This window comes from Nonomuraea sp. LP-02 (assembly GCF_036289125.1).
GTDB classification, from domain to species: Bacteria; Actinomycetota; Actinomycetes; order Streptosporangiales; family Streptosporangiaceae; genus Nonomuraea; species Nonomuraea bangladeshensis.
In genome coordinates this window covers 7456667-7471188 of sequence record NZ_JAXCLK010000001.1, presented here as the reverse complement: position 1 = coordinate 7471188, position 14522 = coordinate 7456667, and the positions used below count along the sequence as shown (strand labels likewise).

General features: G+C 65.9%; 9 protein-coding genes and 2 pseudogenes. 4 read left to right on the top strand and 7 right to left on the bottom strand.

The features are described from left to right. Positions 1-83 precede the first annotated feature (83 nt). The gene (locus tag SMD20_RS35100; protein ID WP_329589550.1) at positions 84-563 is read left to right on the top strand and encodes a hypothetical protein; all 480 of its coding nucleotides are present in this window, start codon (positions 84-86) and stop codon (positions 561-563) included. A gap of 1147 nt (positions 564-1710) precedes the next feature. Next, positions 1711-4146 (top strand): serine/threonine-protein kinase, encoded by a 2436-nt coding sequence (locus SMD20_RS35095; RefSeq protein ID WP_329589549.1) that lies wholly within the window; start codon positions 1711-1713, stop codon positions 4144-4146. A gap of 117 nt (positions 4147-4263) precedes the next feature. Here the strand turns inward: SMD20_RS35095 and SMD20_RS35085 are convergent. From SMD20_RS35085 to SMD20_RS35065, 5 genes and pseudogenes are all read right to left on the bottom strand, one after another. Further along, positions 4264-4599 (bottom strand): annotated as a pseudogene (locus SMD20_RS35085) (helix-turn-helix domain-containing protein); the annotation flags it as partial. A gap of 399 nt (positions 4600-4998) precedes the next feature. Beyond that, a complete protein-coding gene (locus tag SMD20_RS35080) occupies positions 4999-6204 on the bottom strand; it encodes a hypothetical protein (protein WP_329589548.1) in 1206 nt (401 codons plus the stop codon). A 1249-nt stretch (positions 6205-7453) separates the two neighbouring features. Next, positions 7454-7652 (bottom strand): annotated as a pseudogene (locus tag SMD20_RS35075) (IS3 family transposase); the annotation flags it as partial. Continuing rightward, positions 7586-7828 (bottom strand): NrtR DNA-binding winged helix domain-containing protein, encoded by a 243-nt coding sequence (locus tag SMD20_RS48450; RefSeq protein ID WP_442942620.1) that lies wholly within the window; start codon positions 7826-7828, stop codon positions 7586-7588. The pseudogene SMD20_RS35075 and the gene SMD20_RS48450, both read right to left, overlap by 67 nt. Positions 7829-8057: 229 nt before the next feature. Next, a complete protein-coding gene (locus tag SMD20_RS35065; protein WP_329589543.1) occupies positions 8058-11138 on the bottom strand; it encodes a DUF3427 domain-containing protein in 3081 nt (1026 codons plus the stop codon). A 239-nt stretch (positions 11139-11377) separates the two neighbouring features. Between SMD20_RS35065 and SMD20_RS35060 the strand changes: the two genes are divergently transcribed. Together SMD20_RS35060 and prfH are read left to right on the top strand one after the other, a co-directional pair. After that, on the top strand, positions 11378-12505 hold the full coding sequence (locus SMD20_RS35060; RefSeq protein WP_329589541.1) for an RNA ligase RtcB family protein: 1128 nt from the start codon (positions 11378-11380) through the stop codon (positions 12503-12505). Next, a complete protein-coding gene (prfH, locus tag SMD20_RS35055; RefSeq protein WP_329589539.1) occupies positions 12502-13131 on the top strand; it encodes a peptide chain release factor H in 630 nt (209 codons plus the stop codon). The genes SMD20_RS35060 and prfH overlap by 4 nt, the downstream gene beginning before the upstream one ends. Here the strand turns inward: prfH and SMD20_RS35050 are convergent. Both SMD20_RS35050 and SMD20_RS35045 read right to left on the bottom strand, forming a co-directional pair. Then, positions 13128-13577: a group II truncated hemoglobin gene (locus SMD20_RS35050; protein WP_329589537.1), complete on the bottom strand. Its 450-nt coding sequence runs from the start codon at positions 13575-13577 to the stop codon at positions 13128-13130. The genes prfH and SMD20_RS35050 overlap by 4 nt on opposite strands. A 49-nt stretch (positions 13578-13626) precedes the next feature. Continuing rightward, the gene (locus SMD20_RS35045; RefSeq protein WP_329589536.1) at positions 13627-14505 is read right to left on the bottom strand and encodes a phosphorothioated DNA-binding restriction endonuclease; all 879 of its coding nucleotides are present in this window, start codon (positions 14503-14505) and stop codon (positions 13627-13629) included. Positions 14506-14522 lie beyond the last annotated feature (17 nt).

Here is a 14522-nt window from a genome sequence, read left to right as displayed (position 1 = left end):
ACACCTGCAGACGGGTGGCGAAGTTGCCGCCGTAGGCGTCGCGGAAGCTCGCGTACGAGAACGCCGCCCGTACCTTGCCCGCCTTGCCGGCCGTCAGCCGGGCCGCGATCCCCACGCCGCCGAGCCTGCGTACGGTGTCGGCGGGCAGCGTCTCCACCTTCACCGTGCCGGCTTCGGCGCCTTTGACCTCGGAGAGCCGGACCGGCAACTCACCCGCGGCGACCGCCTTCTCGCCGGGATCCACCTGGGCGGTTCCCGGGCTCGGCCAGACCGGCTCCTTACGGTCGACCTTCGGCTGGGACTCCTCCGCCCCCTTGGCCACCTTGGCCTTCGTCACCGGCCGGCCGTCCACCGACGTCTCGGGATCCGGCCCGGACACCGACGCCGCCGCCGGAATCACGAGGTTGTCAGGAATTCCCAAGCCGGAGATCACCACGGCCATCGCCATCGCGATGGCCAGCACCATCGTCCGTAACCGCCGCCGGACTCGCATGTCGCCACCTCTTCCGGGCACGCTGACGCAGGCCTCGGGGAAGAGGCCGCCTCGCGTCGTAAGGAGTTGATAAAGACGATCAGTCCGGATCCTGATCGACGATCACGGCACGGTCAATGTCCAGACGGCCGCTCGAAACATTACGGAATGCCGCTTTCGCGATTCACAGTGAGTCATGCCGCATGTCAAACGCCCTGCAGAAACCGCCCCTACCAGATCGAGGGGCGCGTGTGACATGAGTCATATTGACACATCGAGTCAGCCATAATAGTCGAGGGACATCCCGCAGTGGAGGGACAGGGCCGCCTGCACCGAAATTGCGCCGTCCGCGACGCGGCATCAAGTCATCCAACCAAGTCACGAGAACCGCACATGAAGAGCGGGAACACCTCTCGGATTCCGACCGCAAGTATCGCTTTGAACAGGCAAAACATCCGTCGAGCGATGGACAGCGAGAGGTCATCGTCGAGGTGCCAATGCGGTCGGACAGCACCCACATAACGCCCATCAGTGGACACGACGGACTCGGAATGGCTCGAGCTCTCCTAAAGCGGGTGCCGCAGGTTCGAATCCTGCCGGGGACACTCACCTAGATCGGCATTACAGGCCCCCGACCTGCGGTTTCACAGCCGCAGGTCTTTGTTTTCGCGCCCTCGATAGGCAGCCGACGGCGCCCGAGCGCAGCCGTAAGACCATGATCAGGGGGGACATGCCCGGGATGATCTTGATGACGTTTCCCCAGGTCGGGCCGCATTTTGGGCCGTCGCGTCAGCCGGTACCCGCTTCCGACCGCGCGGCATGGGGCGAACACAGCCAGCCTGATCGTGCTAAATAGCGCACAACTCGGGCCTCACCTGGTATCACAGAGGCTCGGCACCGACGCCACGTGAGCCAGCCGGGAACCTTGCGTGGGGACGCTCCCAGATGTGCCATCCAGCGACTGACACCGGGCCCACGGGTGCCGCCTACCCGGCATCGCGGTAGGGACGGACCCTCCCCCCTTGAAAACCGTGCCGTAGCCATTTGAGCTCGTGCCACGAGTTGTTGCAGGCATCGTGAACTGCTCGGACACCCGTTGTGGAGAGGGCTGGCCAGTTGGGCACGCTTGGAGTGATCGCGCCGCTCAACCAGCGACCCGCGCGTCACGGCAGCACACCTCCCTCACAAATCCTCCTCCGCCAGCTATATCCTGATCAACCCATCGAGGTCGGAGCCTGATGCTAAAGCTGCCGCTCAAGCCGTCCTTCCGGTACGTGCACGAACCGCTGAGGGGTGACGAGGAAGTCATCCCGCTCCTGGGCAACACACAGCTCATCGGCGAGCTGATGCACAGGCTGCGCTATTCGCGAGGAGGCACCTTCCTCATCACGGGCTTCAGGGGTGTCGGCAAGAGCACGGTGATAACGCGTGCAGTCGAGGGGATCGCCGCTGAGGCAGCCACCAACGAAATCGTGATACCGATCACGATCAACGTGGCCCGCCCCATGACTCCTGATCAGTTGCTCTTCGCTCTTGTGCGCCGACTCTACGAAACGCTACAGGACCGCCGCGTGCTCAAGCGGCTGGACGAGACCGCGCGGCGAGCGGTCATGCTGGCCCACATCCGGACGTCGTTGGGACTGAAGCAGACACGCTCCGACGCGAAGGAGCGCGGTACCTCCCTGACCATCGGCATGGGTCCGGGCGCCTCCAAAATGACTGGTCCCGCCAGTTGGCTGGCTCCCAGTGCAGGTCTGACATCCAAGCGGACGCGGTCTCTGGCCGTAGAGGCGTCTTACCTGACCTATTCGGACAGCGACGTCGAGCACGACCTTGGACGGATTATCGACCTCCTCTCCAGGACGGAGCCGGGCCGGCGTAGGTGGTGGCGCAGAGCCAAGCCGCGCGTTCATCTCATCGTCGTTCTGGATGAGGTCGACAAACTGACCTCGGAGCCGTCCGGGCTTGGGGAAGTTGAACGGCTGCTGGGCAATTTGAAGAACACGCTCACCATGCGCGGCGCGCACTTCTTGCTCGCTGCCGGCCCAGATCTGCACGACCACGCCGTCCTTGACGCCAGCCGGGGCAACAGCGTTTATGAGAGCATCTTCGCCTGGCAGCGCTATATCCCGTGCAGCTGGGACGCGCCGGATCTGCTTCTTAAGGCGGTGCTCGCCGAGGACGCCAGTGCGGATGCCGAAGAAGTCGTCCGGTATTTGCGTTTCAAAGCACGTGGCATCCCACGGCGCTTACTGCAAGAGTTCGGCAAGTTTGTCCACTGGGAGGGCGGCCACCCCTTTCTCGTTGTCGGCGAGCACGACCAGACGAGGATTACCTTCTATGCGCAGGTCGAGGAACTGCTCCTGTCCTACTTCCGGCAAGGCCGTTCTGACCGGCTCTTCCGGGAAGACATCGACGATGACCGCTGGCGCATGGCCGGATATTTTGTCATCGATTGGATTTTGCGCCGGCAGGGGGACCCGTTCACTGTCGTCGACGTCTGTGGACCGGCTGAGAAGCCCGAACTCGACCCCCTGTTACGGCTCGCGCAAGCAGACGTTGAGCAGTTGCTACGTCATCTGGCCAAGCACGACTTCTTGACGGTCGTACGGGATCCGGGTCGCCCTGATGTGACACGTATCGGGAGCGACAGTCCAGACGGCTCACTCGTGTGGTACAAGCTCGCTGATGATGTGAAACGTCGTCTTTTGGGAGTCGTTTGGGGGAACGCGAGCGAGCGAGCCGCGCTGGAGGTGTCGCTCCGTCTCCCCTTGCCCGATAGAGGGACCACCGTGTCGGGGTCGCTACCGGCTGCCCTGCTCAGTCATCCGCCGTCGGAGCGTGATCTGGAGTCTGTGCTCCGCACCGTCGCCGGCCGTTACGAATTGGTCGAGGCCATTGGTGCGGGCGGGATGAGTATGGTCTATCGAGCTCGCGACCTGGTGATGCAACGGGAGGTGGCGGTCAAAGAGCTTCGGAGCGGCGGAAGCCCGGAGTATCAGCAACGTTTTCGCAGAGAAACAAAGATCCTCCGCGAGCTCCGACATCCGCGTGTCGTGCGATTGTTTGACATGATCGAGGAGGAAGAGGGGTACTTCATTGCCATGCAATTGGTGCCGGGATCAACGCTGCATGAGTCGGTGGCCGAGACAGGGCCTCTGGATCTCGCGTCCACTGTACTTCTCGGACACCAGATCGCCGAAGCGCTGGAATATTTGGAAACTCAACAGATCAGCCGCATCGACTTGAAGCCCCAGAACATCATGATGGCTCCCGACCGCGGCGCGGTGCTGATCGACTTCGGCCTCGCCAAAAGAGCCGATCTCGCCGATATCACGGCGACCGGCAGCTTTGTTGGCACACCTGCCTACATGGCACCTGAGAGCATTGAGGGTGGCCGAACGGACATCAGGACCGACATTTACGCGCTCGGGCTCGTACTATATTTCGCCCTGACAGGACGCTCGCCCTACTCCCGGGAGGAAGGCATCCAAGGCATCTTGGCCGCCATCGCGCAGGGGAAGCGGGACATGACACCGCTGGCCGACATGGCGTACATGCGCAACATCATCTCCAAGGCGCTGGCGACCGACCCCGACAACAGATTTCAGCACCCCGCCGAGATACGTGACGCCCTGGCAGCCACACCCGATGGTTCCGCTCAGGGCCTTTGACAAAGAATCCGCATGGTATGGCCGTCTGCCGCAGCAGTGGCCGGACGTGCCCTGGGACCAGCAGTGCAAGAACGCCGACGGCGAATGCGAGCAGATCCTCGGTCTCGCGTTCTTCACCCGCAAGCGGCTGACCAAGGTCACCACCAGCGTGCTCAAGGCCGACGGCGTCCGCCAGCGGTCGGGGTCGCCCTTGGCGATCAGCTTCGGGCGCCGCCAGATGGCCACCAGCCGCACCCGCTGATACAGGGTGCGGCGGCTCAGGGCGGGCCGGTTCAGCAATCGCCACAGCCGGGGGATCGTCCACGGTCCTGGCCGGGCCAGCAGCGCGGCGATGCGCTGCACTAGCCGCCGGCCACCGCGCCGGGGACGTCCGGGACGGGGACCGTCGGCCAGGCCCGCCACGCCCAGCCGCTTGAACCGCCCGATCCAGCGGCGCACCGTGCCGGCGTCGTAGCCGCAACCCAAGCAGCTGAAGAATCGAGGCTGAGGACCGTTGTGGTATAGGACCATCTCTACGCTTTGAGGGGATTGACAGCGCTCGGTGTGATTGATGCATGCCATGATCCCGGGGCGGCCGAAAGCCTTACCTTGATTCTTCGGTGGGTTGTGCCACTTTATGAACCAGGCGGGACCGCACACGCCGCCATCGGTCAAGAGCCCCCTGTGGCGACCCCGCCGCGGTCTGCAACGACTCGGTGCTCGCCCATGGCTACCGCACGATCTCTCCCTCCCAGTTGCACAAGCTCAGTGCCTGGGCCGAAGACCGCTAGGTCCACTTCCACACGATCTCCCATGCTGAACCACTTCCCATGAAGTGGAAATCGAGACATGCTATATGGCATTGAATGCGCATCAGAGCAGGATCGGGCTATTTGATTCGATTGCTATGTAAGTTTCAGCCGTAACTCCTTCCAGAAGCCCCAAAGAGGCATATGATCGCTCGAATTCCCGCCCCCTCAGCAAATCGCTGATCGTGAATCCGCCCTCCCCCTCGAAAGCAGAGCGGAGCGAAGGCCGCGTTTGCTGCAGTGCTGACTCAAAATAATTTCTAAAGCTCTGATACACGAAGGCATCATCGTCGATCTGATCGATATCGCCGTAGGCTGGTCTGGATCTATTGATTCCTCGCCATCGGCTCAACTCCGGGACCGCTGCATAGGCTGCGTTAGCCTGTGCGCGATGAAGTTCATTGCACGCAGCGAACAGTCTGACGGACATACCGAGATGAACGCCAATGCCCTGGATCTTCCCTACAATGAAGTCGATGGCTTCCACCCCTGGGGCGACCTGCCTCTCACGAACTCGAGTCGTCGCCTGATCGGATTCGAGAGGGGTAAGGAAGCCAGTCGCAGCTCGTTGGCGCCCACTACGATCCGCACTAAGGGGTGTTATTCGAATGGAATCTACTGCCCCAAAGGCAAGAGCGCGGAAGATCAGTAGCTGAGACTCCGCTACACGCAAAAGGGCGTCGTCGTCGCTGTAGATGATATCCTCGTCCATAGCTGCCAGCACAGGATCGTTCACTCCGAGTATATCAAATGTATCGACGGTTAGAAATAGCGGATCGGTTTCCCATACACTTTTATTAGGCAGGCCAGTTCCACAGAGTACCTGTGTGTGAGCTGCGTTCGGGAGCAGACTCGAACCATTGTTTAGTTGCTCCATCGCGTCTCGGAGCACGCCCACTCCGAGACCTTGTCTAGCCTTGGCCTCAATAAGCCACCATTGCTTGGCGGACGAATGAGTGCCCCATAGATCAGGCAGCTTCAGGGTCGGATCCTGGAAACGGAAATCTCCGTTCGGGCCGCCCCCTTCAATATGAAAGGTCTCCCCGAGCCCCATCATGCTGGCACAAACCCAGTGCGCCATAGTCATGCCTACATGGTAGGCGAAGGCACTTTGTGCGCTCCGCTCGATCCCGTGACGATAGATTGCGTTCACATACAGACGTCGTCCAGCGTGATTAGCCGTCGGCGCATCTGCGTTCTTCAACCGAAGATAAGCGTTCATCGGCGAAATGCGCGCGATGATCTCGTTGGTGGCCAGCCGTGGTGTCACAGCGAGCCAAGGATCCAGATTCCTTCCAACTCTGATCGAGGATCTGAGAACCTCACGCCACAGAGTGGTTGCGAGGTAACTCCCAGGACTCGGGATATCGTGAACACTTGGCCAAGAGGCCGCTGCGAAATTCCGTTTGCGTCGGTCTGGGAACTCGGCAGGAGAATCACCTGCCGAGTTCTTTCGAACGAAGACAGCGAGATCAAACGCATCAGAAAGCCTAGCGTGCCCCGAGTCGTGCACTCCTATCGAAGGTCGCATGTACATGTCCTTTCACGTCAGAGTCGATAAGCAGTCCTAACCCGATACCTTCCAATCTCGAAAACGCGATCACGTTGAAAGTCGCAGAAACAGGTAGCAGGACCGCAGCAGGACTCCAGCAGTCGCCGGCTCCCAGAGCCCAGGAGAATTAAGCGTACGTGGCCGACGCCGTCGGAGGATTACTTGGTCGATTGTCCACACTGGGATGCAGAGCTGCAACGTCAGACGCCTGCATCGCCACCACGCCCTGGGCGAACAGGTGGCTGAACACGACTACGTCACAGTTGGGCGGTGCCAGTCTTGTCGAACATGAGCGCCTTGCCGCCGAGGGAGCAGTTGGGCAGCGAAAGGTGGACCAGGCAGCACCGCGCGCTTGAGCGCAGCATGGCACTCAAGCTGGGCCAGCCGGATGGCTGACCTTGGCGAGGGCAGTCAGTTCGCCGCTGACTGAGGCGACCGGTTGCACCTGCTGGCCATCAATGAGTGCTCAAGGGCGTCGCGCTCGCGTTCATCTCCCTCGGCCACCCCAGCGCGGTGAACTCGGGCGCGGCCGCCTTCAGCCACTGGCCTGACGACTTGAGGACTGTCCACCTCGTTGCTTCTGAACTACCTCGCCCTCTTCGGCGTGGCGTTCCCAGTGCACCAAACCTGCAGCTCGCCTGGTCGACTGCAGCAGCACCGTTTCGCCGCAAAGCACCCGCACGTGAGGAGCGGGACCGCCGGACAAGGCTGCCGCCGCGAGTATCGCTTCCACCAGGCCAAACACTCGCCCAGCTCTGACCGGTGGGAGGTTCTTGCCAAGGAACCAATGCACGCCGAGCGACGGGCACATATGACCTATTAGTAGAGGAACTGGACCCCGTTCGACTCGAGCTCTCCTAAAGCGGGTGCCTCAAGCTGTCCCGGTTCGATAGGTACATCAGGGCTTGCGATTAGGCGGCAGCATAGTCGAGGCCTTGGGTGTTCTTGAGCGCGTGCCGACGGTCGTTTCGGCGGGGCTGAGCTGGCCGTTGGCGGAGCGACGGCGGCGCGGGTTGCAGAAAGCCCTCGATGTAGCTGAACAGGGCCCGTTCGGCTTCTGACCTGGTTCGGAAGGTACGCCGGTCGATCAGCTCGCACTTCAGAGAAGCGAAGAAGCTCTCGATGATCGCATTGTCGAAGCACGTTCCGGTTCGGCCCATCGAGGGAGAAAGTTGCGGAGGTCGAGGCGGACGCCCCAGACCGCCTCGTACACCTGCTGGAGCTCCGAGATCGTGAAGATCTCGGCGCAGAACGCGGTGGCCAGGGCGGTGTGCTCCAGCTTGGTCCGGGCGCGCTCGACGTCGTCGATGAGGATGCGGCGGTGGTCGAACGCCAGGTTCATGCCCGTGGTCAGGGCGTCGTCCCCCGGGGTCCAGGAGGCGTCGGTGCCGGCGATCGGCTCCGACGCCAGGCGCGCCGGCGCGATGGCAAGGTAGGCGACGGATACGACGCGGCCGCGCGGGTTGCGGGCCGGCTTGCCGTACACGCTCAGGGGCTCCAAGTGCACGTCGGACAGACCGCCTCCTCCGCCGGCTCGCGCCGAACCACCGCTGCGCTCACCTCGGGCTGGCTCAGCCGGCGATGGCGGCGCGGCGGAACAGGTCTGCGGGCATCTCCTCGTCGAGGCGCCAGGTGATGCCCATCGGCCGCTCGCCGCGGTGCTCCACGTAGTGGGCCTTGCCGTGGAAGACGTACGCCTCGGGGTGGCCGAGGTCGTTCTTCTTGCGCTCGCGGGTGAATAGCAGCACGTGACTGCCCTCCGTCGCGTGGTTCTGGTAGCGGCGGCCCGTGGCCGAGGTGGCGCTGGTCCGGTTCTGGGATTCCCAGTGGAACAGGCGTGAGGTCAGGGCGTAGTCGTGGTACATCGTCTGCGGCGAGAATTCCTTCTCGTTCTTGCGCAGGGTGACCAGCAGGGCGTCGCACTGGGTCGCGGGGCTCCAGGCGACGCCTTCGCGCGCGTTGGAGGGCACCTGGCCGTTCAGCGAGGCCCAGCCGATCGCGGCGAGCACCTCCTCGGAGGAGTAGGAGGCGTTGACCGCCAGCGGCACGCCGTCGAGCTCCACCGGCTTGGCCACATAGCGCGGCCGGTCGATGCCGTAGGCGAGCACCTGCCTGAGCTCGTCGCAGAGCGCCGTCTCGGTGCGCAGGCGGTCCAGCGCCTCGTCGTAGGAGGCGAACCCGCCCCCGTCACGCCAGAACGAGAAGAACAGCATCCGGGCGAAGGTCTGGTCGGCCGGCGACAGCGACGCGTAGCGCGGGCCGTCAGGTTGCAGCAGGCGGGCATAGGCGTCGCCGCGGGCTCGGTCGTCAACGTGGAGCAATGCGCGGACGCGGCGTCCCAGCTGCTCTTCCAGCGGGGAGCCAGGACCGGGCAACAGTCCGGTACGGCGCAGCAGCGAGGTCCAGCTGCGATCGTTGCGGTACAGGTCGCTGATGTCGCGTCCGCTCTCCTCCAGATATCTGATCAGCGACAGCTCCCCGACAGAGCGGATCTCCTGCGACAGCGTGTTCACCGTCACCCCGAGCTGGACCTTGAGATCGGCCAGCAGCCGCTCCTTGGTCACCCGGTCCAGTACGATCTGGCTGCCCGACGGCAGCAGCGGGAAGTCGTCCTTGACCTGCGCGTCCAGCCGGCCCCTGGAGAACCCGGTCAGCGCCTGGAACCGGTTGGCGAAGCGGTACTCCTTGCGGTGCTGCCCGACGAAGTCGAGCACGGTCAGCACGTCCTTTTCCGGCGTACGGCGGAGCCCGCGCCCGAGCTGCTGCAGGAAGATCGTGGCGCTCTCGGTGGGCCGCAGCATGAGCAGGGTGTCGACGTTGGGCACGTCCAGGCCCTCGTTGAACAGGTCCACCGCGAACAGGAACCTGATCTCCCCTTCCGCGAGCGCCCGAAGTGCCGCCTTGCGGGTGCCGTCCTCCGTCGAGCCGTCCACCGCCTGCGAGGGCAGCCCGTGCCGGGTGAAGAAGTCGGCCATGTAGTGCGCGTGCCGTACCGAGACGCAGAAGCCCAGCCCGCGCATGGTCGCAAGGTTGCCGACCTTGTCACGTACCGCGTTGAACACCAGCCGGGCGCGGGCGTCGTCGCCGGTGAGGACGTTGTCGAGAGCGGCGGCGTCGTAGGAGCCGCGCGTCCATTTCACCCCGGACAGGTCGGTTCCATCGTTGATGCCGAAATAGTGGAACGGGCACAGCAGATCGGCGTCCAGCGCATCCCACAACCGCAGCTCGGAGGCGATCCGCCGGTCGAAGAACGCGTCCTGCACCCAGGTGCCGTCCGACCGCTCCGGCGTCGCGGTCAGGCCCAGCAGTTCTTTGGGACTGAGGTGGTCCATGATCCGCCGGTACGTCGGCGCCGCGGCGTGGTGGAACTCGTCGATCACCACGACGTCGAAGTGCTCGGGGTCGAACTCCGTGATCCGCTGGGTGAGCGACTGCACGCTCGCGAACACGTGTCGCCAGTGCCGCGACTTCTCCTCCCCCACGTGCAGTTCGCCGAAGTCCGGGGCCGCGAGCACCTGCCGGTACGTGCGCATCGCCTGAGCCAGGATCTCCCGCCGGTGCGCCACGAACAGCAACGACGGCCGTCGGCCCAGCCGCTGCTGCAGGTTGCGGTAGTCGAAGGCGGCCACGACGGTCTTGCCGGTGCCGGTCGCGGCGACCAGCAGGTTGCGGTGCCGGTCGTGGACGGTCCGCTCGCGGTCGAGGTCGGCCAGCATCTCGCGCTGGTGGTCGAAGGGATGCGGCACCAGCTCGGGGATGTCGAACAACTGCTTGCCCACTTGTGAGCGGGCCAGCGCCTCGTCCAGGCGGTCGGCGTCGGTGGCGGGGTCGTACGGCTCGAACTGGGACCGGTTCCAGTAGGAGTCGAACGTCGCCTCGAACTTGTCCAGCAGCCGCGCGGTGGTCACCGACGACAATCGAACGTTCCACTCCAGCCCGTCCAGCAGGGCCGCGCGGGAGAGGTTGGAGCTGCCGACGTAGGCGGTGTCGAAGCCGGTACGGCGGCGCAGCAGCCAGGCCTTGGCGTGCAGCCGGGTGGAGTTGCGCTCGTAGCTGATCTTCACCTCGGCGCCGAAGTCGTTGACGAGACGGTCGAGCGCTCGCCGTTCTGTCGCGCCCATGTACGTCGTCGTGATCACCCGCAGCGGCACGTTCCGGCGCCGCAGCTCGGCCAGCGGCTTCTCCAGGATGCGCAGTCCCGACCACTTCACGAACGCGCACAGCAGGTCCACCCGGTCGGCGCTCTCCAGCTCGGCCGCCAGTTCGTGCGCCAGGTTCGGGTCCTCGCGGGCGTTGGTCAGCAGGGCCGCTTCCGCCAGCGAGGTCAGGGGGCGACGCGGAGCGGGTTGTCCGGGAACGTCCTTGACGATCGACAGGAGCTGGTTCGGTCCCTCGGCGACCGTCTCCGGCTCGGCGAGTTGCGCCAGCAGCCGGTTGGCCAGGGCCACCTGCTGGTCGGGGCGCCCCTTCAGCTCGGCGAAGGCCCTCGCCGCCGTCTCGCCGACGAAGCGGGCGAGCAGATGGGCGACCTCCTCAGCATCGATCTTGGACACCTCGACCAGATGACCGGTTTGCCGCCAGGTGTTGATCTTGGCTTCGAGCGTGCCGCTGAGCAGGGAGTCGTAGAGACCGGGGATCGGAGCGTCGGTCATGTCAGGCCCTCGGAGACATAGGAAGATCACATGTCTAGCCGAAGCCTGCGGAGGGCGGCAAGGGATCGATCCTCGGGCGTCGGAAAATGGTTTGCCTCGGGTGGTGGGCTCCGGGAAATGTGGTGTTCATGAGGCTCTGACGACAACACCCCCGCTCTTGTACGAGATGCCGCGGCGCGCACTCGGCGCCGTGATGCCGCATGCCCATCCCCTTGTTCAGCGAAGCGAAGAGAGCGTCTTTGTCTCAGCACCCCTCCCCCAAGGCCACGGCCACGGTCACCGTGTTCGCCTCCCCCACGAGCTGGATCGAGTCCGATGCCGTCGCGCAGTGCCATCAGGTGGCCGCCCTCGACGGGATGAGGCACGTCGCCGGCATGCCCGACCTGCACCCCGGCAAGGGTGCGCCCATCGGGGCGGCCATGACGTCGTCCGTCCTCTATCCGTTCCTGGTGGGGTCCGACATCGGTTGCGGGATCGCCGTGTTCCCTATCAAGCTCAGGCGCGTCGTGCCCGAGAAGCTGGCCGCGCGGTTCCCCGATCTCGATCGGGTGCCGGATGCCGACGATCCCGCCTGGGGTGTGGTGAAGGGTGACGTTCCGGCCGGTCATGTCGAAGGGCTCGGGACGGTCGGCCGGGGCAACCACTTCGTGGAGCTGGCGCGGATCGGGAGCGTTTTGGAGCCGGAGCACGCGAGCCGGCTCGGGCTCGACGCCGGTGACCTGGTGCTCGTCGTTCACAGCGGTTCCCGGGGGCTGGGCGAGCGGATCCTGCGGGCGCACACCGAGGTCCACGGCGCGGGCCCCGCGCCTGATCCAGGCGCCTACCTGGCGCTGCACGACGACGCCGTACGGTGGGGGTCGCTCAACCGGCGGCTGCTGGCCGCCCGCGTGGCCCACGCCCTGGGGGCCGAGCCCACCGAGCCGATCGTCGACCAGTGCCACAACCTGGTCGAGGTCCGCGACGGGCTCTACCTGCACCGCAAGGGCGCGGCGCCGGGTGACGGGCGTGACGTGCTCATCGCCGGTACGCGCGGCACCCCGTCCTACCTCGTCGCCGGGCACGCCGGGGCGGACGCCGGCCATTCCGTGGCCCACGGCGCGGGGCGCAAGATGTCGCGCTCGGACGCCCTGCGCCGGGGGCGGGCCAAGCACACGGTGGAGGAGCTGCGCCGTACGCCGGTGGGGTCGGTGGTGGTGTGCGGGGACCGGCAGTTGTTGTTCGAGGAGGCGCCGACGGCGTACAAGCGGATCGAGCAGGTGATCGCCGATCTCGTCGCCCATGGTCTGGCCACGCCGGTGGCCACCACGGTCCCGCTGGTGACGTACAAGACCTCCGAAGTCGGCAAGAGCCGGCGGGGGCGTTCGTGAGCGTGCATCTGCTGCTGTCGGCCGGGCGCGGTCCGCAGGAGTGCGCGTGGGCGCTGGCCCGGCTGCTGCGGCGGCTGGAGGTGGACGCCAAGCGGCACGGCCTGGAGACTCACCGGGTCGACACCGTTCCCGGGGATCGGGCCGGCACCTATCGGTCGGTTCTCGTCCGGATCGCCGGGGCGGGTGCCGAGGCTTTTGCCGCCTCGTGGACCGGAACGCTGTGCTGGCAGGCCCCCAGCCCTTACCGGGCCGGCGCCGGGCGCAAGAACTGGTACGTCACCGCCCAGCCATGCCAGGTCGACGCCCCGCGCACGGCGTTCAGGGAGGCGGACGTCGACATCGTCGCCTGCCGTACCGGCGGTCCCGGTGGCCAGCATCGGAACAAGGCCAGCACGGCGGTGCGGGCGACCCACCGGCCCACCGGGATCGTCGTGGTGGTCGACACCGAGCGGCAGTTCGGCCTCAACCGCCGCATCGCCCTGCGGCTGCTGCGGGAGCGGATCGAGCAGGGCGACGAGGCGGCGGAGCGTGCCGTCACCGCCGCCCGCCGGCGGGTCCATGACGAGCTCGTACGCGGCGATCCCGTCCGCGTCGAACGCCCCGAGGGCCCGCCGCAGGTCACTTAGCGTTGCAGGCCGTCCCAGGACCAGCGGGGGATGCTCAAGCCCTCCGGCACGTCGGCCGCGGACTCCGGGTAGCGGGCCATGGTCGTGGTGGTGGCCCAGGCGAAGTAGTCGTACAGGACCTGACGGACCGGCTCGTCCTTGGCCAGCCCCACGTCGTCGAGAGCCTGGTCGAAGCAGGCGATCGCGCGGCGGTCCATCTCCTCGTGCTCGCCGTTGCCGCTGTGGAGGCGTACGACGGTCGTCTCGTCGCCGTACTGGCCGGAGTAGGCGGCCGGGCCGCCGAGCGCCTCGGCCCAGTAGGCGGCCAGCCGCTCGCTGTGCCGAGGGTGGAAGCCATGGCTGAAGGCATGGCCGACCACCTCGTCCACCATCACGCGGGCATGCCACGCTTCGGCGAGGCGGAGCAGGCCCTCGTCGCCGCCCGCGGCGGCGTACACGGTCTCCATGCACCCGAGGATGCCAGGGCCGACCGACAATTCCCGGCCCCGTCGCGAGTCAGGCGCGGGCCGGTGGGCGGAAGACCTGGCGGCTGTGCCAGGTGATGTGGTCCTGTTCGACCGCATCGAGGCCGGCCTGGGGTTCGCGGGCGGGGCGGCCCGCCAGGGAGAGGACCAGGTCGCGGGAGGACTGCGAGCGGCCGGCGTACCTGGCCGAGACGGCGATCGTGTGCTCCGCGGTCAGGCCGAGGACGCCCTTGTCGAACAGTTTGTGGTGGATCGCGCACAGGCACAGGCCGTTCGCGACGTCGTCGGGGCCGTCGAAGGCCCACCAGCGTACGTGCGCCGCGTCCAGGCCGACCACCATGCCGTCCAGCCAGCCCTCGTAGGAGCAGAAGGCGCAGCGGTACTCGTACGCCATGAGCACCCGGTCGCGGAAGGCGGGATCGCGGCGTACGGCGGGTTTCGTGGCCGGAGCGGTGGCGGTTTCGAGGTCCAGGCCGGTCAGCAGGCACAGGTCCTGGTGCAGGGACGGGGCGAAGTTGGCGTCCAGGAGATGGCGGGCGATCCGCCCCAGCAGGCCGGGCTCCTCCGACAGGGCGCGGGCCAGGTCGGGGTGGAGGCGGCCGGCGGCCTCGCTGTCGCGGAGGCGGCGCAGCTCGGGGCCCGGGCTGCCCGGACCGTGGCGGGTGTCGACCAGCCAGAGGCCGTCGGTCGTCAGGTGGTGGAACGGGTAGCCGGGGCTGGTGTCGCGGGGCGGGCCGTACTCCTTGAGCAGCTGCTTGAGCTCGGCCTCGGCGGCGCTGAACGGAATGGGCCGGTTGCCGTCACGCTGGAAGCGGCCGAGGGCGTACAGCAGGAGGAGCGGCTTGTGCGGGGCGCGCTCGCCGCCCCTGGTCCAGCGCCGGATCTCGGCGATCCGCTCGATCCAGTCCACGGTCGGCCAGTTTAGAG